This is a genomic window from Peribacillus sp. FW305-BF15, assembly GCF_058783805.1.
Genome location: NZ_JBYSYV010000006.1, coordinates 209,781 through 228,625, shown reverse-complemented (window position 1 = coordinate 228,625; position 18,845 = coordinate 209,781). Strand labels below are relative to the sequence as shown.

The window sequence follows — 18,845 nt, the reverse complement described above, 5'->3', positions numbered from 1 at the left end:
ACCTTCTAATTAAAAAATCATAGAATGTGTTATCCACATTTGCCCATCATTTAATTATTAAAGGATATCAAACTTAGTGCAAACGGGGAATTATTATGAACCTTGACCATCAGAAAGTTTACATTACGGTAAATCCCGCAGAGACTAGAAAGAAGGCGCTATTGTTTATCGAAGAAAAATTATTTGAGGAATGGGGCCTTCAATTTGGAGAACCCGTAACGATAATGGCTGGATGCCGTTCCGTCCCGGTACTTGTCCAGCCATTCCCGTCATCCCAGCCTACATTGAAACTTTCATATGATATGAACCAAATTTTATCCTTACCCGTTTTTTCCGATCCAATCTCCGTCTCATACCATGCGGATGAAAGGTCAATTAAAATAGGCCCATTCTTCGCTTCACTCATGAACCAGACTCCCTTGCAAGACGGGACATTCGGCGAGATGGAAAAATTTTATCAGGAAATGAAATCATATTGTAATCAGCAAGGCATCCCCTTCTATTTAGTTAAACTGCAGTCTCTTAAAGATGGGGTTGTGGAAGGCTACCTGCCAGGGCAAGGTGGCTGGAAAGCCTTGCCCCTCCCCATCCCTGATGTATTTTATAACCGGATACATTCGCGCAAACTTGAGCAATCGCCTTCTTTTAAGCTGTTTAAAACTGAACTGGAGGAACGGTCGATTCCGATGTTCAACGGAAGGTTCCTCTCCAAACATGATGTACATGAACTACTGATCTTAGAAGATGAGCTATTGCCAAATTTGCCAGAGACGATATTGTTTAACGAAAAAGAACCTTTCTTGACATTTATAGAAAAGCATTCGGTAATCTACTTTAAACCCGCATCGGGCAGCCAAGGCAGGAATATTTGCAGATTAACGCAAGTAGCTGGAAAATGGAAAATCGAGCAATCCGGACATCTCCAGAATGTACATTTTGCTGATACGGATGAAAAGTTGTTTGAAACCTTAAAAAATTTTTCCAGAAAACGATCCTTCATTCTTCAAAAAGGGATTTCCCTATTCGAAACCGATCAGAGAAAGGTTGATTTCCGCATACTGCTTCATCGGAACGAACAGCTTGAATGGAAAGTTACATCAATGGTTGCCCGAATTGGGGATCCTGGTACTATTGTTTCCAATCTTGCACAAGGCGGAGTGATGAAAAATGGGCCGGATTTTCTAAAAGAAGCATTTGAACTTCAGGACGCCAGCCGCATATATCAAAAGCTCGTCCGGCTGGCTAAAAACACTGCGGAGACCTTAGTCGAGAACCTTGACGATTCATTCGGTGAGCTAGGGATCGATTTAGCACTGGATACCGATAACCATCCATGGATCATCGAAGTGAATTCAAAACCTTCGAAAAAATTTCAAGGCAACTATGAAACCTTTCGTCCATCAGTAAAATCAATCATAGATTTCATGCTTGCCCTTAACCGCGAAAACCATCCATAAAAGGAGTTGCTAGCACGTGTTAATAGGATTAATGGCCGCGTCGGATACTCATGAAAACAACTACTTCACCGAAATAGCCAAAACCGCTAAATCATTTAATATGAAAGTTTGCAAATTCTCACCGGAAAATATTGATATGGATCTGAAAAAAGTGAGGGGCGAGCGTTTTGATGCCGAGAACGAAACTTGGATCGCCACATCTTTTGATTTACCTGATTTTGTATATGATCGCTGTTATCACGGTTTAGTCCGTGAGTCAACGGAAAAACGACACAAAATCGAGTGGTTAAAAGATAACTCGAATTTCTTAGGACTGGGCCTTCCTGGTAAGTGGGAAGTGTACCAAATCCTAAAAAACCATCCACACCTACAGGCATTTTTTCCAGAAACCGTACAAGTGACGACACCTGAAGATATTATAGGACATTTGGAACGCCTGGATAAAATCATCATCAAACCTGAATTCGGTGCAGGCGGTACAGGAATCTATCTCCTTTCAAAAACCGAAGACGGGACTTTGGTTTCCATGACGAAAAAGGGCACCAAATATGACCGCCCATTCTCCTCCAAATCTCAGCTTAACAAATGGCTGCAGCATTTATTAAATCGATACCGTTATCTTTGCCAGCCATATTTAGAACTTTGCACCCAAAATAATGAGCCATTCGATTTACGGATTTTACTTCAAAAAAACGAGAAGAATCAATGGATGGAACGGGGCCGCGGAATTCGTACGGGACAAAAAGACGGAATTACTTCAAATCTTGCCACAGGCGGGGAAGCCATTTCATTGGATACCTTCAACAAAAGAAACCCGGAAACGATTTCGATTGCTGTCGAACAAAAGATTCATCATATCCTTCGTACCCTGCCCGTTGAAACCGAAGCTGTCTTTGAAAGATTATTCGAGTTGGGAATTGATCTAGGCATCGATAAAAAAGGCCAAATATGGATAATGGACATTAACTCGAAGCCTGGAAGGAAAATCATTCAGGCACTACAGCCGGAGACCATGAAAGATATTCATCGAGCACCGTTTCAGTATAGCCAGTATTTAGCCGAACAGCTTCAGAAAGCAGGTGAATAGGAAGTGAGAAAGACTTATCCTGCCGAAATTGCCGCTATCCCTGGCAATGTTCTCTACTACCCTTCAGAGCTTGGAGATTTGGCAGAGATTGAATTAATTTATTTCGGACGGCATTCATGTCCTGCCATCGTCAAACAAAACCCGGCCGTCAATCAAACAATCGTGCTATCGAAAAGTCTCGCGGAAGCTCTACTATTCGATCATACCGATATTCCCCTTCATTTATTCATATACGGCAAGAGCATCCATATCGGACCGCTTGTCGGAATCTTTTCCTCAGGCTTCACGGGCCTTTCAAACAAACCTTTAGGGGAGAGATCTGAATTTTTCGCAAAGCTCCTTTCGCTTAGCAAGACCACAGGCTGTATTCCCTTTGTTTTTGGAGAGAATGTAATCAATTGGGATGAGGAGACAATCAAAGGCTATGTATTTGATAAAGATGACTGGAACATTTATGAATTTCCTTTTCCTAATGTCATCTATGACCGGCTACCAAATCGGTTGACGGAAAACCGTGATGGACCTAAAGAAGTGAAGCAGAAATTCCAAAAAATATATACCATACCATGGTATAACCCCGGATTTTTCAATAAATGGGATGTAAATGAAAGGTTATGTGCAGATGAGCGGGCACTGCCTTATTTGCCGGAAACGTATCCATTTCAATCCATATCCGTGGTGGAAACCCTTCTTTCCCATTACCGGCAAGTTTATATAAAGCCCATTCACGGCAGCCTCGGTCTAGGGATTCACCAAATACTTTATGATAAGCATGAGAATGTTTACTATTGCCGCTATACAAACGAAGCAAAAGAAAATAAACTGCAACGGTTTTCGACATTGGAATCCATCGTTAAACACATTTTTCACGACCGCCCGCTCGAGAATCTGATCGTACAGCAGGGCATCCCATTAATTCGATCTGAAAAACGTCCAGTGGATTTTCGGGTCCATACGAACAAGGACAGTAATGGAAAATGGCAGGTGACCGCGATTGCCGCAAAAATCGCCGGCGCCGGCAGCGTCACGACCCATATTAAAAGCGGGGGTGTCATCAAAACGGTTGCCGAACTGTTTGGAGATGACGATGAGGCGACAGAAGTCGAACGAAAGCTTTCGGAAGCCGCACTGATTTTAAGTGACAGTATAGAAAAGAACTTGGACGGCATCATCGCAGAAATAGGATTCGATTTTGGATTGGATAAAAAAGGGCAGGTTTGGATGTTTGAAGCCAATTCCAAGCCTGGACGTTCCATCTTCTCCCATCCAAAACTCAAGGATTTCGAATTGCTGACCAGAAAGCTAAGCCTTGATTATGCCATTTATCTTACAGAACAGACGATTACAAAATCAATCAGAGTGCCGCAATGAACATTTTTTATGATATCCCCACTGAAAATTGGCACCACACTCATGAGAATGCGGAACTTTTCGCCGGCTCTGCCGAAGAAGAAATCAGCTATAAAAAGAACCATTCGAATCAACCTCTAATTCCAATCACAATATTTCCGGGTAACCGGATGCTTACCGTCGGAATTTTAACTGTTTCCAATCCCAAAAAGGAATCAGGTTTGGGTGGAAACCTGACCCTTTTTCGGGACTTATCATTATATTTATTGAAACATGGAATATTAGCGTATGTATTCACAGGAAATGCCCTTCATTCCGAGTCGATGAAAGGGTATCTTTTTTCCTCCATTTCAAACAAGTGGATTGAATGTAAAGTGCCCTTCCCTGACATCGTCTATAACCGTATCCCCTGGAGGAGCTATGAGGCGTCAGAGGAATTCCAACATCTTATCACACATTTTAAAGATTACCGAATGACTCTATTCAACCCCTGTTTTATAGATAAATATGTGATGTTCGAAGCATTAACTGAAGATGGATCCCTCACCAACCACCTTCCGCCCACCATGGTCTTACGAAACAGCGGTTGCCTTGATTCTTTCCTGGAGACATACAGGCATATATACCTTAAGCCATGCAAAGGAAGCCAAGGGAAGGGCATTTATACCATTATCAAAAATGATGATGATACCCTATTGTTCAATAGCTTAAAGCATAGTGAGTCCTTCCCTGATTTTGCTTCCTTCTGGGATACAAAAAAAAGGGATTTATTAAAAAGGAGCTATCTTGCTCAACAGGCGATCATACCAAAAAAACTCTTTGGGCATCGTTATGATTACCGGATTCTCGTCCATTATGAAAAAGGTTTTTATAAAGTGACCGGCAAAGCGGTAAGGATGTCGCAAACCCAGGAAATCACCACCCACACTCCCCAAGGCGGAAAGCTTTTTCCTTATCAGGACCTTAAATCAAAAAACCTGGATCTGAAATTAGCGAATATCGCCCAAAAATGCGGAGAGATACTTTCAAAAAAGATCGGGTTTCTCGGAGAGTTTTCCATTGATATAGGGGAAGACGAATCGGGCTCGCTTTTCATATACGAAGTGAACTCAAAGCCGATGCAATTCGATGAAGAAGAAATTGAAACAAACAGGCTTTTGCATTTAAAAAATCTTTTCATTGAATTAACTTTTCCCAACCTGAAAAGAAAATAACACCTCCAGCTGCCGTTTTCCATTATAATCGAATGAGAAACAGTATATATGGAGGTAATACATATGATCACTCATTTTCAATGGGAACCATTGCATAAGAATCTGCCAGGATGGAAAATTTCCTTTTATTTCAACAAGCAGGCAGTCAAAGCCTTATATCACAAAGATGGATCCATCGAGTGGACAGCCAATCCGCCTTCCGAAACAGATGAAACCCAACTCAAAAGCATGATACATGATTTAATGATCTTCCATGTTTATGAATGAAACCCCTTTACATTCATGAAATCGCTAAACAGAATAAAAAAAACTCCTTTGCCTAAAACTAAAGAAAAGGCTAGGAGGGATTTCTTTTGGATAAAGAAAAAATGACATTTTTGAAGGATACCGAATATGATGGCAAGGACTCCGTTTACCTGGATATCGACCGTATCATCAATGAAGGAATGGCGGGCGGAAATGTGTATGAAGTCGCTAACCTTCAGAACATCGAAGAAGCACATGATTTTTATGATGAAACAGATCCCAATGTCAATAAATGAATAATGTGGGCTCTCTTATGGAGAGCTCTCTTTTATATCAGTCAGACCGTTAAACGGATAGCAATCAAATAGTCCCATTCTCCCTCGCACTTAAAATATTTTCGTTTAATATCGATGTAATGATATGCTCTGAATCCCATTCATGCCCAGATATCTCGATAAGGGGATAGCGATTCGGTAAAACGACCTGCTGGATTTCACGAACGGTCAGCCCTTGAGAATGCAAGCGTAAAATTTCCCCTTGGAGGTTTTCCAGATAATCCAGTTTTTTTCGAAACATCTCCTTCCCATCAGGGACATGCCCAGCATGACAGCAAAACACTTCCCCGAAGTCATATTGAAGCAATCTTTTTATCGAATCGATGATTACCGGGACGGACTCTTCCCGTAAAACAAGCTTTGTTTTTGGGGTTACGAAAAGGTCTCCTGAAAAGAGCACGCCATTATTGTGATTCAAATACACCATATGGTCCTTTGCATGACCTGGGGTAAAAATCGGCTCCCACGTTTCGGTACGGGAACGAATGGCCTTCCCTAGCGGCTCAGCTTTAAAGGCGTCTCTCTTTCCCCAGAAAATTTTGCGATATTCAGGATATTCAGCATCCTTTGCACAAACCTCAACCGACATCGGGTGAATGAAAAGAGGGACCTTTTTATGTTCCTGTATCCAGGCAGCACCCCCCGTATGGTCTTCATGATAGTGAGTCAGGGCCACTGAGTCGAAGTCTGCGGATTCATAGAATGGAATAAGCTCTTCCAATAAAATCTGTGCGCCAGTATCTATCAATAGGCCATCCGTTAAAAAGACATACACACTCATCCCCGCCTTGTTCCCGCCAGGAGTCCCATGCACGCAAACCACATCATTTATCGTCTTGATCTCTATCATTCGGTTTCCTCCCCATCATTGTATAAATATAGTTTCATCTTCCTTTTTTTAACTTTACTATAATAACTGTAGTACCACTTTACCTTTTTGACAAGGAAATATTGGAATGAATAGCCTCGATGAAAATGCTGGATTATTGCTTAATAGCCCATTTTCCATGAATCGTTTTAACGGACTGTACCAGATTTAATGACAAAAAAGTAAAAGTAACGATTGACAATGCCGGATTTTACAAATAATATAGATTATATTATAAAACTTGAAATATTCTAAAATAATAATTTACTTATCAAGAGTGACGGAGGGATCAGGCCCTGTGATGTCCGGCAACCGCCCTTAGGGAACGGTGCCAATTCCTGCAGAATGATTGCATTCTGAAAGATAAGCCGAGATATGATTTCGCTGCCTCTTTCTGAATGATAGAGGCAGCTTTTTTAATGTTTAAGGGGGAAAGCTCATGATTGAAATCCGTTCAGTCCGAAAGGAATACGTCTCGAAGAAAAACCGAGTTATCGGAGTGGATAACGTAACTTTAACCATTCAAACTGGTGAAATATATGGAATTGTCGGCTACAGCGGAGCTGGAAAAAGCTCATTGCTCCGCTGCTTGAATTTGCTTGAACGTCCGACAGGTGGAAATATCATTATCGACGGCATTGATTTAACCTCTTTATCTAGCAAAGAGCTTCGTAAACAACGGCAAAAAATCGGGATGATATTCCAGCACTTTTCCCTGGTCAGTTCAAAAACCGTTTATGAAAATGTCGCTTTCGCCTTAAGGGCCGCGCATCGATCGAAGGACGCGACTATGTTACGTGTATTGGAATTGTTGGAAATAGTGGGGCTCAGCGATAAGAAAGATGTCTATCCTGCACAGCTTAGCGGTGGACAGAAGCAACGGGTCGGCATAGCTCGCGCGTTAGCAAATGAACCCACTGTACTATTATGTGATGAAGCGACTTCAGCCCTTGATCCAACAACTACAAAAGCGATTTTACAGTTATTGAAAAAGATAAGCAGTGAGCTTGGTATCACCATCGTGTTGATTACACATGAAATGGAAGTGGTCAAAGAACTATGCCACCGAGTCGCCGTGATGCAGGATGGCCGGGTAATTGAAGAAGGACCCGTTTATGAAATATTTTCACAGCCCAAACAGGAGTTAACGAAGCAATTCATTAGCAGTGTACTGGATTTCGAACTCCCTTCGCACTTGATTGAAGAAAGTGAAGGTACGATTATTAAGATCCAATTCGAAGGGCAAACCGCCGGTGAATCGATTCTTTCGGATACTCTCCAATCCCATGCAGTAAAGGGAAATATTTTACACGGTAAAATTGAGTATATCCAGGATGTTCCTTTAGGCTTTTTAATCATCGAGTTAATTGGCGATGCCGTCCAAATTCATTCGGCATTGGAATATATAAAAAATCGTTCCAGTTCTGTGGAGGTGTTAAAACATGTCACTGCTTAATCCCATCGTAAATATTTTACCTGATCTTAATAAAGCCTTTCTTGAAACGATTTATATGGTCGGCGTTTCTCTTGCAGTAGCCCTGCTGATCGGTTTACCGCTTGGAGTATTGCTATTTACAACAACAAGGAATTTATTTTTTGAAAATGGCATCGTGAATCGATCTCTCGGTTTCGCAGTCAATATTGTCCGTTCAATCCCGTTCATCATTCTTTTGGTCGCCCTCCTTCCTTTAACGGACCTACTTACAGGATCGACGATAGGGCCAAGAGCAGCTTCTGTTTCCCTGTCCGTATCCGCAATCCCTTTTTTTGCAAGGATTGTTGAAACGGCATTACGTGAAATAGACAGAGGAGTGATTGAAGCTGCAATTGCCGTAGGTGCCACTCCATGGATGATCATTAAGGATGTACTTCTTCCAGAGGCAAAACCGGGAATCATTCAAGGACTGACATTAACGACCATTTCGCTTATCGGTTACTCAGCAATGGCTGGGACAATCGGCGGTGGCGGAATTGGCGACCTGGCCATCCGGTACGGATATTACCGATATGACAACACAGTCATGATCACGACGATCGTCGTGCTGATCTGCCTTGTGCAACTCATTCAAATGGTTGGTGACAAAGTTTCATACATAGTTAACAAGCGATAGGTTTAATCACTTTTTTTAATGACTCAATACATTTCATTACTCAGGAGGAATTTCAAATGAAGAAAATAGCTTCGTTATTATCAGTCTGTGCACTTGCACTCGGCTTGGCAGCTTGCGGGAGCGATGATGCATCCCCAAATACAGAAGACAAAAAAGAATTGAAGATCGGGGCGACTACCGGGCCGTACGCCGATATGGTTAAGGAGGCCATCAAACCAGGTCTGGAAGATCTCGGATACAAAATAGAGATCGTCGAATTCACCGACTATATCCAGCCGAATAAGTCGCTTGGCAACAACTCGATCGACGCCAACCTTTTCCAGCATAAAGTGTACATGGATAACTTCGCTAAAGAAAATGATTTAAAGCTTTCCGACCTTATCATAGTTCCAACAGCGCCAATGGGCATATATTCTAATAAGTATAATTCATTGAAAGAAGTGAAAGACGGTACATCCCTTGCAGTGCCCAATGATCCGGTTAACCTGGCACGTGCACTAAAAGTGCTGGTGGATGAAGGGTTGATTGAAGTCGATCCAAATGTCGACCCTTTAAAAGTATCTGAAAAGGATGTAACGAAAAATCCAAAAAACATCCAGCTAAAACCATTGGAATCCGCTCAGTTGCCCCGCGCAACAGACAGCGTCGACCTATCGGCGGTCCCTGGCAACTTTGCTCTTGCAGCGAAAATGGACATCAAGGATGCCCTAGTTTTAGAAAACATGCCGGATATGTATCGAAACGTTGTTGCAGTGAATACAAAAGATGTAGACGCTCAATTTGCCAAGGATATTAAATCTGTAGTGGAATCTGACCAGTTTGAAAAAGTGATCGATGACAAATTTGCCGGATTCGGAAAACCAGACTGGATGAATTGATCAAATAATCAGGCCTGCTTCCCCTTTACCGGGAACAGGCCTTTCATTAAGGAGAGCAAATATGAATACCTTACTGGAGGTCCGCAGCGGCCCCGCTTATTACGCCTGTAAAGCAAATGTCCTTGAAAACCTGGAAGTGAAACTGAGTAGAGGGAACATTCGTAAAGTGCTCGTTATTCATGGACAAAAATCCTGGGAAGTTACTGAACCCTTCTTTCCTTCCTTAGAAAATATTGAAACGATCTTTTTCACATACGGCGGGGAATGCAGTGACCCGGAAATTGAACGCGTCAAGAAGGCAGCTCTTGAACATGGTGCAGATGCCTTAATTGGCATTGGCGGCGGTAAGTTGCTCGACCTCGCCAAATCGGCCGGAAACTCGCTTCAAAAGGAAATCATCCTCATTCCAACCTTGGCTTCCACCTGCGCTGCCTGGACACCGTTGAGTGTCATTTATGATGATAATGGTTCATATGTCCGTTATGATATTCATGAAAAAAGCACTTGGATGTTATTGATCGAACCAGGAATTCTTCTTAATTCGCCGATTAACTATTTACGTGCTGGAATCGGCGATACATTGGCGAAATGGTACGAGGGCAATGCACTGGCCGAAAAGCTTGCCACCAAGTCCGTTTGTATTGAATTGGCCCATCTGGCCGCAAGGCAATGCCAGGAAGTTTTATTGACATATGGCGAGGAAGCCTTAGCTGATTTGGAAAAAGGGAAATGGACAGATGCGCTGAAGCGTGTAATTGAAACGAACATCATCACAAGTGGTCTTGTTGGTGGATTTGGCGGCCAGTACTTGCGCGTTGCCGGTGCCCACTCCATTAATAATGGCATGACTTCCATCACCCAAGCGCATCATTTACTTCACGGGGAAAAAGTGGCATATGGAATTTAGTCCAGCTTGTGCTGGAAGGGAAATTCTCGGAAATCAAACAATTGCTGCCCATCTACCGGGTGCTTAAATTGCCGATGACATTGCTTGATATTGGCCTGACTGTTGAACATAAGGCGGAACTTCAACAGATTGCAGCCCACTCTGTCAAAGAAGGTGAAGACATCCATCTTCTTTTCCCTGATATCAACAAGGAAAAAGTGGCAGCCGCCATGGAAAACCTTGAAATACTTACAAACCATGCAAGCCCTTCCTAAAAAAGCGATGGGGTTTTGACCCCATCGTTTTTTTTGATTCCTCATTGTATAAAATCATCCTTTCCACCAAGCATACATAATGTGCCATTAATACTTCAGTATAATAAAAGAAGGTCTCACCCTATTGTCTGTTTCCATAATCCAAGAAGATCACTTTCATGTTGTCTGTGCATGCCTGCTTTTCTATCGGCGGATTCCGGACGGCCCTTTTCCCAATTCCATATATCTTCGAGAGTATCTGATAGGGGACGGAATGTTAGTCCATTATTGATTGCTTTATCGTTGTCGACAGCCAAAAACCCATTCAAAGGTTCCTTACCTCCTGGTAAAGGGAATTCTTCCGGTATCCATAAAGGCATGTCTCCCCACGGCTCTACTTTATTGTCATTTAAAAATTTTTCAGAGACCCATGTAAAGGCAGCATTACTTCTTGTTACCTTTTTGCAGTCTTCTAGTATTTGCCCCATAGTCAGTGTGTATTCTGGCCCAACGGTATTATACGTACCTGTCACGCCCCTTTCCATCATTTGGATGATCCATTGAGCCAAGTCCCTTGCATCGATAATTTGGATTGGACGTCCAGGGCGTCCAGGCGCTAAAACTTCTCCCCCTTCCGCTATTCTTTTAAGCCAGTACGGCAATCGGTCAGTGTAATCATATGGACCTACTATTTGCCCGGCACGAATTGACAAGACTTTCCCCGGCAGTTCTTTTTCAGCTGCTTTTTCGCTTAATGATTTTAACGGACCATAATATTCACCGTATATCGGTCCAGCCGTTCCGTGGGTTCTGCTTTATCTTCATTTAGTGCATGAACCTCTCCACTTTCATCAATACCTGGTTCGGTTGGATCACTATAAACTGAGATGCTTGAAATATATGTATAATGTTTAACTTGATTAAGCAACCTGCAAGATTTTGATACAGTTCGAGGGATAAAGCCTGATGTATCAATGACTGCATCCCATTGTCTTCCTTTCAGCATTTCAAGATCACCGTCGCGATCCCCTTTTAATTGTTCTATTTCGGGGAAAACATAAGGGTCATTTCCACGATTAAAAAGTGTGACATCATGCCCCTTCTCTATTGCAGCTTTTGCTATATATCGGCCTAAAAACCGTGTACCGCCCAATATTAAAATGTTCATGATCTCCTCCTCTTAAACGATATTCCATAAAGCATACGCAATACCCTCTCCTGAAATTAATAATACTTGCAACTTTTCTTTGGTTTTCCCTTCTCGGAAAAACTAAAGATATCCTAATCTTTTGAACTTTATTCTTTTTCGCTATAATGATATGGAAAGGGAGAAAGAAGGTGGAACCGATGCTTGAAAATCTTAAACAAAAATTCCCGAACGCTCTTACCAATAAAAAGGATACTGATGATATTTCTAATTATGTTTGGTTCGAAGACTTCAGAAGTATACTTGGTATTCCCCGTTCAGAAATCACAGCAGAAGAAATCCGTTTATTGGAACTGCTTTTTGTTCCTTCCATAAACCCAAATAACCTCAATGCACATCCAGGCTCATCATGGAAAAATTTTTTATCCGAACCGAATGCACCATTGCCTTTAACGAGCTGGGAGAATGTTCGATTCCTTCATTTCAAGTTGACTCATGCTGATTTTTCCAACTCCGATTTTGAAGGGGCCTTCCTCGCTTTCGTTCCATCTGACGCAGCTATTATTTGGGAAAATGAAACAGCAGGCGTCTTAATTGAACCGGACAAGGATGAACCATTATCAAATAAAGAACTGATCGCCATTACTTCCACACTTGAAAGTGACTTTTATGTAAAGACCCGTATGTTCACCGGGCGATTTCACCCTGTAGATCAAGACCTTCGTCATCACTGGACTCAGGAGAAAAAGTGTTTTGAAGTGGCACAGGTGCATCTGCCGGATATAAAAGTGACTGATTTGGCAGACATCATCCCATACTCATTAATAAATGATCCATCCTTTAAGAATGCAAATTGGTTTATCAATGAAATTCTTGGCAAGACCAAGCAGGATACTGAGCTTATCAAAACGGTTAAAACATATATCGAATGTAACTCCAATGCCACATATGCCGCCAAACAGCTTTATATACATCGGAACAGCTTACAATACCGAATCGATAGATTCTCTGAAAAAACTGGTCTCGATATTAGAAACTTCCGTCATGCCCTTACTGCATACTTGATACTTTTACTAAATGATTAATTTCCAATGTAAACACTTTTTTGTGCAATATGCCCATACTTTTTTCAAAACCTATAGCTTAGACTATAGCTAATTGGTACAAGTAATCTAAGAGTTTAAAAGGGGGATTTTTCATGGCAGAGTTAGTATTAGATCATATATTCAAGATTTATGATAAAAAGGTGACGGCTGTTAAAGACTTCAACCTTCGTGTTGCCGATAAGGAATTCATCGTTTTTGTGGGACCTTCAGGTTGCGGTAAATCAACGACATTAAGGATGATTGCCGGACTGGAAGACATTTCCCAAGGGGATTTATACATAGACGGCAAGCGAGTCAATGATGTCCCCCCTAAAGATCGCGATATTGCGATGGTTTTCCAGAACTATGCCTTATATCCCCATATGTCTGTATTTGACAATATGGCATTCGGATTAAAGCTCAGGAAAACGCCAAAAGCTGAAATCAAGCAAAGAGTAAATGAAGCGGCAAGGATTCTCGGACTTGAAGAGCTGCTAAACAGGAAACCTAAAGCGCTTTCAGGTGGTCAGCGCCAGCGTGTTGCACTTGGCCGTGCAATTGTAAGGGACGCAAAAGTTTTCTTGATGGATGAGCCATTATCCAATCTCGACGCAAAACTTCGGGTTCAAATGCGCGCGGAAATAGCTAAACTGCATAAACGGCTCGACACCACAACGATATATGTCACACATGACCAAACAGAGGCAATGACCATGGCGACACGTCTTGTTGTAATGAAAGATGGTATCATCCAACAGGTCGGTGCTCCAAAGGATGTTTATGAGAAACCAATAAACGTGTTTGTCGGCGGCTTTATCGGATCGCCTGCCATGAACTTCTTTACCGGAACATTAAAAGAAGGCACAATCAAAATAGGCGAACAAACGCTTGAAATACCTGAATTTAAGATGAAAATGCTACGTGATCAAGGATATGTCGGAAAAGATGTAATCCTTGGAATCCGTCCGGAAGATTTCCATAATGAAGGAGCTTATTTCACGGAGTCCCCTAACACTACATTCACGACCCAAATTGATGTAGCCGAACTCATGGGCGCGGAGATCATGCTCTACTCCACTTTAGAGGGGCAGGACTTCGTTGCAAGGGTCGATGCCAATAACATTATCCAGGCAGGCGAAAAGATCGAACTTGCCCTCGACATGAATAAAGCGCACTTTTTTGATAAAGGGACCGAACATCGCATTTTAGTTGAAGAAGATGAACAGATGCAGGAAAGCATGAAGTTATCTGCCAATTAAACATGAAAAGACCCATTCATTATGGGTCTTTTTACGTTTATTAAAATAAAGGGCGATTCATTCCTGGACCAATACCACTTCATCATGTCCGCATTCAGGGCATTTCATGAGATGGGGACATTGCCCTTTTTGAAGGGATTGAGGGTATCCGTCGTTTTCTTTAAGTATGTCGATATCCATATAAGCACTGTAATCATCAGCATAATCCCTGAATTTCCCTTTATCCTCAAGTTCACTGCCGCATTCCGGGCAATCCACATGAATTTTTCTTAGACCGTTGCAAAGCGGGCATATAGACATTGTTTTTCCTCCTGTTCCAGATACTTATGATTTCAGTATTTGTCGATTCCAGTATTTTAACACATGGAAACACCCTCCCTAATGCTAGAGGGAGGGTGCTTCCAACCAATTATTTATTAACCATGTTAGCAGGATCGACCCATGCTTTGAATTCATCTTCCGTCAGGAACTCCAGTTTCAATGCCGCTTCTTTTAACGTGGAGTTGTCCTTGAAGGCAGTTTTGGCGATCTTGGCTGCTTTTTCATAACCGATATGCGGGTTCAATGCTGTTACCAGCATAAGGGAACGCTCTACATTTTCTTTGATCTTATCTTCATTTGCAGTGATGCCAACCGCACAATTATCGTTGAAGGAATGAATGCCTTCCGTCAATAATTTGACCGTTTGCAGGAAGTTATAGATGATGACTGGTTTGAATACATTCAATTCAAAGTTACCTTGGCTTGCTGCAAAGCCAATTGTAGCATCGTTACCCACGATTTGTGTCGCAATCATGGTAAGCGCTTCACTTTGGGTCGGATTGACTTTACCTGGCATGATGGAGCTGCCCGGCTCGTTTTCCGGAATGGCAATTTCTCCGATTCCGCTTCTCGGTCCACTTGCAAGCCATCTGACATCGTTCGCAATTTTCATTAAATCTGCCGCCAATGCTTTCAAAGCACCGTGTGCGTAGACGATTTCGTTATGGCTAGTCAATGCATGGAACTTATTATCAGATGTGACAAAAGGATATCCTGTATCTGCTGCAATTTGTTTGGCAGAAAGTCCCGGGAATTCTTTCTTTGTATTGATTCCGGTTCCTACAGCCGTTCCGCCTAGAGCAAGGTTCAATAGTTTTTGGCTGCTTTCCTCAATCATCGCCAAATCTTTATCGAGCATCGCTTTCCAACCGGAAATTTCTTGTCCTAATGTTAAGGGTGTAGCATCTTGAAGATGTGTCCGGCCGATTTTCACGACATCCCAAAATTCTTTTTCTTTTGTATCGAATGTATCACGAAGTGCTTTGATGGCAGGAACCAATTTTTCAGCGACTTCCATAAAGGCTGCAATATGCATGGCAGTCGGGAAAGTATCATTTGAGCTTTGTGCCTTGTTAACATCATCATTCGGGTGAAGGATTTCCGATTCACCATTTTCTTTTAACCATTCATTCCCTTTGTTAGCGACCACTTCATTCACATTCATATTACTTTGCGTACCGCTTCCCGTTTGCCAAACTACAAGCGGGAAATGTTCATCAAGCGTACCTTCAAGGATTTCGCCGCAAATCTTGACGATGGCGTTCTTTTTAACTTCGGAAAGATCGCCAAGATCATAGTTCACCTTTGCAGCAGCTTGTTTAACGTATGCAAATGCACGAACCAATTCTATCGGCATTTTTTCGTTACCGATTTTGAAATTGTTACGGCTTCTCTCAGTTTGTGCTCCCCAATATTTATCAGCAGGAACTTTCACTTCACCCATCGTATCACGTTCGATTCTGTATTCCATGTGTTCTCCTCCTAAGTTTGCACTATTCATTGAAGAATTTTTGCATATGAAATGAATAATGTCGGATTATTCTTTCTCTCCATACATTGTACAAACTTTATTATTTTAAAGCAAAAATATCCCGCTGACCCTTTCCATATTTCTGAAAAATCCTAGGCCATTCATATTTAGATGAAAATTTGGATATTCTTTTTTGACACATAAAGTGTAGGCACCGCTAGGCTTCAATTGACCTGGCCATGAACACCAACACATCATCATCCCCAAAATGTCCTTGACAGTGTTTTGTATATATAGTAAATTCAAAAGAAATTGAATAATCTAAACTCTTATCGAGAGAGGTAGAGGGAATGGCCCGATGACACCTCAGCAACCTTCATTTGTTTCAAACCAATGAAAAGGTGCTAATTCCACAAGTTTATGAACTTGGAAGATAAGAAGAATGACTCGTCCCTACTTAATCAAAGTCTTCTTCTTAAAGAAGACTTTTTTTTATTTTATTTAACTCAAAGGAGCAGTGAAAACCATGTATAAACCTGAAACATATCTTGCTCAATTAGGAAATCGCAGTGAAACGGCGACAGGAACAGTCAATCCGCCGGTATACTTTTCAACAGCTTTTCGCCACGAAGGAATCGGTCAATCGACGGGATTCGACTACACAAGGACAGGTAACCCTACCCGCCAGCTATTGGAGCGATCCATCGCCGATCTGGAAAAAGGAGACCAAGGCTATGCCTGCAGTTCAGGAATGGCCGCCATCTCCACTATACTCGCCCTTTTTAAATCCGGGGATGCGTGGATTGTCAGTGAAGATCTTTATGGCGGTACATATCGGCTGTTAGAACAAGGTTTTAAAAAATGGGGATTGCAGTGTGACTATGTAAACACTTGTTGTTTGGAGGATATCGAAAAAGCCATCACTCCTCACACGAAAGCCATCTTCATCGAAACTCCCACTAACCCTCTTATGCAGCAAACGGATATTAGCGCCGTTGCCGCATTGGCTAAACGATATAATTTATTGCTAATCGTTGATAACACTTTTTACACGCCTCTTATTCAACAACCAATCTTGCTTGGAGCTGATATTGTGATCCACAGTGCAACCAAGTATCTCGGTGGTCATAATGATGTGCTCGCCGGACTGATCGTTGCTAGCGGCGCTGAATTATGTGATGCACTTGCCTTCCATCATAATGGCACTGGAGCTGTCTTGAGCCCATTTGATTCATGGCTGTTGATGCGCGGAATGAAAACCCTGGCATTGCGGATGGAGCGTCATGAAAAGAATGCCAAGATACTTGTAGATTACTTATCGGAGCATGATTGTGTTACGGACGTATTGTATCCGGGCCGAGGCGGCATGATTTCTTTCCGCATCATTGATGAAGCGGCGGTCAACCCATTTTTACAATCGCTCTCATTAATTTCCTTTGCAGAAAGCCTGGGAGGGGTTGAAAGCTTCATCACCTATCCTGCCACACAAACACATGCCGATATACCGCTTGAGGTCAGAACGGCAAACGGTGTTTGTAATCGACTGCTCCGCTTCTCCGTTGGCATCGAGGATAGCGACGATTTGATTGGTGACTTGCAGCAAGCATTCGCACATGTAAAAAGGGAGGCACTACGATGACAGATCATGATTTTAGCTTTGAAACAAAATTACTTCATAATCAACATAAATTCGATCCGGCAACGGGCGGTGTGAGCGTCCCCATCCAGCATGCATCGACTTTCCATCAATCCGATATCGATCAATTCGGCAAATATGATTACAGCAGAAGCGGGAACCCAACTCGTGAGGCACTTGAAGACATCATTGCCGAACTTGAGGAAGGCACTCACGGCTTTGCCTTTTCATCAGGTATGGCTGCCATTTCAACAGCCTTCCTGCTATTGTCTGCCGGGGATCATATCGTCATTTCCGAAGATGTGTATGGCGGAACGTTCAGGATGGTCACAAGCGTTTTGAACCGTTTCAATATTGAGCATACCTTCGTTGACATGACGGACCTTGAAAGTGTCAAAGCGGCGGTTCAGCCAAATACCAGGGCCATATACATTGAAACGCCTTCAAATCCTTTACTTAAAGTGACCGATATTCAAGCTGTATGTGATATCGCACAAAAAGCCGGTGCCTTAAGTTTTGTTGATAATACATTCTTGACGCCCGCATTGCAAAAACCGCTGAACCTGGGCGCTGATGTTGTCCTTCATAGCGCGACGAAGTTTTTATCCGGACATAGTGATGTGATAGCTGGGCTTGCGGTCGTGAAAGATCCGGATTTGGCGGCAAGACTCGGTTCGCTTCAAAACTCCTTTGGAGCGGTCCTTGGTGTTCAGGATGCCTGGCTCGTAATGAGAGGCTTGAAAACCTTGTCAGTTAGAATGGAACATTCACAAAAAGGGGCCGAAAAGATTGCAGCCTACTTAAAGGAGCAGCCCTTGGTGAAAAAAGTGTATTATCCCGGCCTAGCCGATCATCCACAGCACGCCATCCAGAAAGGCCAGTCACTCGGAGCAGGGGCGGTCCTTTCATTTGAATTGGAAAGTGAGGAAATCTTCCGTTCCTTCGTGAACACTGTCGAGCTCCCTGTTTTTGCCGTAAGCCTGGGAGCGGTAGAATCCATATTATCCTACCCGGCCAAAATGTCCCATGCGGCCATGCCTGCTGATGAAAGGGAAAAGCGAGGCATCACGAATAGCTTGCTCCGCCTCTCTGTCGGACTGGAAAATCCGGACGATTTAATCAAGGACTTCGAAGCTGCCCTCGTCAATATTGCCAAAGGGGAAGCAATTGCTGCAAAATGATTAAAGTAATGGGTGCCTCATATTTTATGGGCACCTTTTTTATTCCATCAATAAAAGAA

General features: G+C 42.5%; 18 protein-coding genes, 1 pseudogene and 2 riboswitches. Of the genes and pseudogenes, 15 read left to right on the top strand and 4 right to left on the bottom strand.

Annotated elements, in window-relative coordinates; translation table 11 throughout:
* Nucleotides 1-95 precede the first annotated feature (95 nt).
* The 6 genes from AC3WLU_RS08625 (at nucleotide 96) to AC3WLU_RS08600 (ending at nucleotide 5,650) form a co-directional block, all read left to right on the top strand.
* Nucleotides 96-1,457, top strand: a complete 1,362-nt coding sequence (locus AC3WLU_RS08625; protein ID WP_492597120.1) for a YheC/YheD family endospore coat-associated protein — start codon at nucleotides 96-98, stop codon at nucleotides 1,455-1,457.
* 16 nt (nucleotides 1,458-1,473) lie between these two features.
* Nucleotides 1,474-2,544, top strand: a complete 1,071-nt coding sequence (locus tag AC3WLU_RS08620; RefSeq protein ID WP_492597119.1) for a YheC/YheD family endospore coat-associated protein — start codon at nucleotides 1,474-1,476, stop codon at nucleotides 2,542-2,544.
* 3 nt (nucleotides 2,545-2,547) lie between these two features.
* Nucleotides 2,548-3,915: a YheC/YheD family endospore coat-associated protein gene (locus AC3WLU_RS08615; RefSeq protein WP_187050586.1), complete on the top strand. Its 1,368-nt coding sequence runs from the start codon at nucleotides 2,548-2,550 to the stop codon at nucleotides 3,913-3,915.
* Nucleotides 3,912-5,108: a YheC/YheD family endospore coat-associated protein gene (locus tag AC3WLU_RS08610; RefSeq protein ID WP_145504908.1), complete on the top strand. Its 1,197-nt coding sequence runs from the start codon at nucleotides 3,912-3,914 to the stop codon at nucleotides 5,106-5,108. Before AC3WLU_RS08615 ends, AC3WLU_RS08610 begins: the two co-directional genes overlap by 4 nt.
* A gap of 63 nt (nucleotides 5,109-5,171) precedes the next feature.
* Nucleotides 5,172-5,375, top strand: coding sequence for a YheE family protein (locus tag AC3WLU_RS08605; RefSeq protein ID WP_057275779.1), 204 nt, complete (start codon nucleotides 5,172-5,174; stop codon nucleotides 5,373-5,375).
* A gap of 86 nt (nucleotides 5,376-5,461) precedes the next feature.
* Nucleotides 5,462-5,650 carry a hypothetical protein gene (locus tag AC3WLU_RS08600; protein ID WP_034314753.1) on the top strand — a complete coding sequence of 63 codons (189 nt, stop codon included), beginning with the start codon at nucleotides 5,462-5,464 and terminating at the stop codon, nucleotides 5,648-5,650.
* A 64-nt stretch (nucleotides 5,651-5,714) separates the two neighbouring features.
* On the opposite strand, the gene AC3WLU_RS08595 is transcribed toward AC3WLU_RS08600, so the two are convergent.
* Entirely contained in the window at nucleotides 5,715-6,539 is an 825-nt protein-coding gene (locus AC3WLU_RS08595) for an MBL fold metallo-hydrolase (protein ID WP_492597118.1), read from the bottom strand.
* 283 nt (nucleotides 6,540-6,822) lie between these two features.
* Nucleotides 6,823-6,927: riboswitch (SAM riboswitch) on the top strand.
* Nucleotides 6,928-6,996: 69 nt separating this feature from the next.
* Between AC3WLU_RS08595 and AC3WLU_RS08590 the strand changes: the two genes are divergently transcribed.
* From AC3WLU_RS08590 to AC3WLU_RS08570, 5 genes are all read left to right on the top strand, one after another.
* Nucleotides 6,997-8,013: a methionine ABC transporter ATP-binding protein gene (locus AC3WLU_RS08590; RefSeq protein WP_492597117.1), complete on the top strand. Its 1,017-nt coding sequence runs from the start codon at nucleotides 6,997-6,999 to the stop codon at nucleotides 8,011-8,013.
* Nucleotides 8,000-8,668 carry a methionine ABC transporter permease gene (locus AC3WLU_RS08585; RefSeq protein WP_048687408.1) on the top strand — a complete coding sequence of 223 codons (669 nt, stop codon included), beginning with the start codon at nucleotides 8,000-8,002 and terminating at the stop codon, nucleotides 8,666-8,668. Before AC3WLU_RS08590 ends, AC3WLU_RS08585 begins: the two co-directional genes overlap by 14 nt.
* Nucleotides 8,669-8,724: 56 nt before the next feature.
* Nucleotides 8,725-9,546: a MetQ/NlpA family ABC transporter substrate-binding protein gene (locus AC3WLU_RS08580; protein ID WP_492597116.1), complete on the top strand. Its 822-nt coding sequence runs from the start codon at nucleotides 8,725-8,727 to the stop codon at nucleotides 9,544-9,546.
* 61 nt (nucleotides 9,547-9,607) lie between these two features.
* Complete coding sequence (locus tag AC3WLU_RS08575) at nucleotides 9,608-10,453, top strand: iron-containing alcohol dehydrogenase family protein (RefSeq protein ID WP_492597115.1); 846 nt, start codon at nucleotides 9,608-9,610, stop codon at nucleotides 10,451-10,453.
* A gap of 8 nt (nucleotides 10,454-10,461) precedes the next feature.
* Nucleotides 10,462-10,707: a hypothetical protein gene (locus AC3WLU_RS08570; RefSeq protein ID WP_492597114.1), complete on the top strand. Its 246-nt coding sequence runs from the start codon at nucleotides 10,462-10,464 to the stop codon at nucleotides 10,705-10,707.
* A gap of 116 nt (nucleotides 10,708-10,823) precedes the next feature.
* Here AC3WLU_RS08570 and AC3WLU_RS08565 read toward each other — a convergent pair.
* Nucleotides 10,824-11,854: pseudogene (locus AC3WLU_RS08565) on the bottom strand (NAD-dependent epimerase/dehydratase family protein).
* Between the two features lie 179 nt (nucleotides 11,855-12,033).
* On the opposite strand from AC3WLU_RS08565, the gene AC3WLU_RS08560 reads away from it, so the two are divergent.
* A complete protein-coding gene (locus tag AC3WLU_RS08560; protein ID WP_057275772.1) occupies nucleotides 12,034-12,918 on the top strand; it encodes a PucR family transcriptional regulator in 885 nt (294 codons plus the stop codon).
* A 113-nt stretch (nucleotides 12,919-13,031) separates the two neighbouring features.
* A complete protein-coding gene (locus AC3WLU_RS08555) occupies nucleotides 13,032-14,177 on the top strand; it encodes an ABC transporter ATP-binding protein (RefSeq protein WP_098185206.1) in 1,146 nt (381 codons plus the stop codon).
* A gap of 57 nt (nucleotides 14,178-14,234) precedes the next feature.
* Here AC3WLU_RS08555 and AC3WLU_RS08550 read toward each other — a convergent pair whose 3' ends face one another.
* The gene (locus AC3WLU_RS08550; protein WP_492597113.1) at nucleotides 14,235-14,477 is read right to left on the bottom strand and encodes a hypothetical protein; all 243 of its coding nucleotides are present in this window, start codon (nucleotides 14,475-14,477) and stop codon (nucleotides 14,235-14,237) included.
* A 109-nt stretch (nucleotides 14,478-14,586) separates the two neighbouring features.
* A complete protein-coding gene (fumC, locus tag AC3WLU_RS08545) occupies nucleotides 14,587-15,969 on the bottom strand; it encodes a class II fumarate hydratase (RefSeq protein WP_048687419.1) in 1,383 nt (460 codons plus the stop codon).
* Between the two features lie 326 nt (nucleotides 15,970-16,295).
* A riboswitch (SAM riboswitch) is annotated at nucleotides 16,296-16,409 on the top strand.
* An 86-nt stretch (nucleotides 16,410-16,495) separates the two neighbouring features.
* On the opposite strand from fumC, the gene AC3WLU_RS08540 reads away from it, so the two are divergent.
* Nucleotides 16,496-17,608 carry a methionine biosynthesis PLP-dependent protein gene (locus tag AC3WLU_RS08540; protein ID WP_034314771.1) on the top strand — a complete coding sequence of 371 codons (1,113 nt, stop codon included), beginning with the start codon at nucleotides 16,496-16,498 and terminating at the stop codon, nucleotides 17,606-17,608.
* Entirely contained in the window at nucleotides 17,605-18,786 is a 1,182-nt protein-coding gene (gene metC / locus AC3WLU_RS08535) for a cystathionine beta-lyase (RefSeq protein ID WP_492597112.1), read from the top strand. The genes AC3WLU_RS08540 and metC overlap by 4 nt, the downstream gene beginning before the upstream one ends.
* Nucleotides 18,787-18,845: the final 59 nt, after the last annotated feature.

Bases quoted from the DNA above. Each gene is read 5' to 3' on its own strand.
- AC3WLU_RS08560 (WP_057275772.1), top strand. From the start codon at position 12,034: ATGCTTGAAAATCTTAAACAAAAATTCCCGAACGCTCTTACCAATAAA.
- AC3WLU_RS08625 (WP_492597120.1), top strand. From the start codon at position 96: ATGAACCTTGACCATCAGAAAGTTTACATTACGGTAAATCCCGCAGAG.
- metC (WP_492597112.1), top strand. From the start codon at position 17,605: ATGACAGATCATGATTTTAGCTTTGAAACAAAATTACTTCATAATCAA.
- AC3WLU_RS08555 (WP_098185206.1), top strand. From the start codon at position 13,032: ATGGCAGAGTTAGTATTAGATCATATATTCAAGATTTATGATAAAAAG.
- AC3WLU_RS08585 (WP_048687408.1), top strand. From the start codon at position 8,000: ATGTCACTGCTTAATCCCATCGTAAATATTTTACCTGATCTTAATAAA.
- AC3WLU_RS08575 (WP_492597115.1), top strand. From the start codon at position 9,608: ATGAATACCTTACTGGAGGTCCGCAGCGGCCCCGCTTATTACGCCTGT.
- AC3WLU_RS08540 (WP_034314771.1), top strand. From the start codon at position 16,496: ATGTATAAACCTGAAACATATCTTGCTCAATTAGGAAATCGCAGTGAA.
- AC3WLU_RS08605 (WP_057275779.1), top strand. From the start codon at position 5,172: ATGATCACTCATTTTCAATGGGAACCATTGCATAAGAATCTGCCAGGA.
- AC3WLU_RS08595 (WP_492597118.1), bottom strand. From the start codon at position 6,539: ATGATAGAGATCAAGACGATAAATGATGTGGTTTGCGTGCATGGGACT.
- AC3WLU_RS08610 (WP_145504908.1), top strand. From the start codon at position 3,912: ATGAACATTTTTTATGATATCCCCACTGAAAATTGGCACCACACTCAT.
- AC3WLU_RS08580 (WP_492597116.1), top strand. From the start codon at position 8,725: ATGAAGAAAATAGCTTCGTTATTATCAGTCTGTGCACTTGCACTCGGC.
- fumC (WP_048687419.1), bottom strand. From the start codon at position 15,969: ATGGAATACAGAATCGAACGTGATACGATGGGTGAAGTGAAAGTTCCT.
- AC3WLU_RS08590 (WP_492597117.1), top strand. From the start codon at position 6,997: ATGATTGAAATCCGTTCAGTCCGAAAGGAATACGTCTCGAAGAAAAAC.
- AC3WLU_RS08550 (WP_492597113.1), bottom strand. From the start codon at position 14,477: ATGTCTATATGCCCGCTTTGCAACGGTCTAAGAAAAATTCATGTGGAT.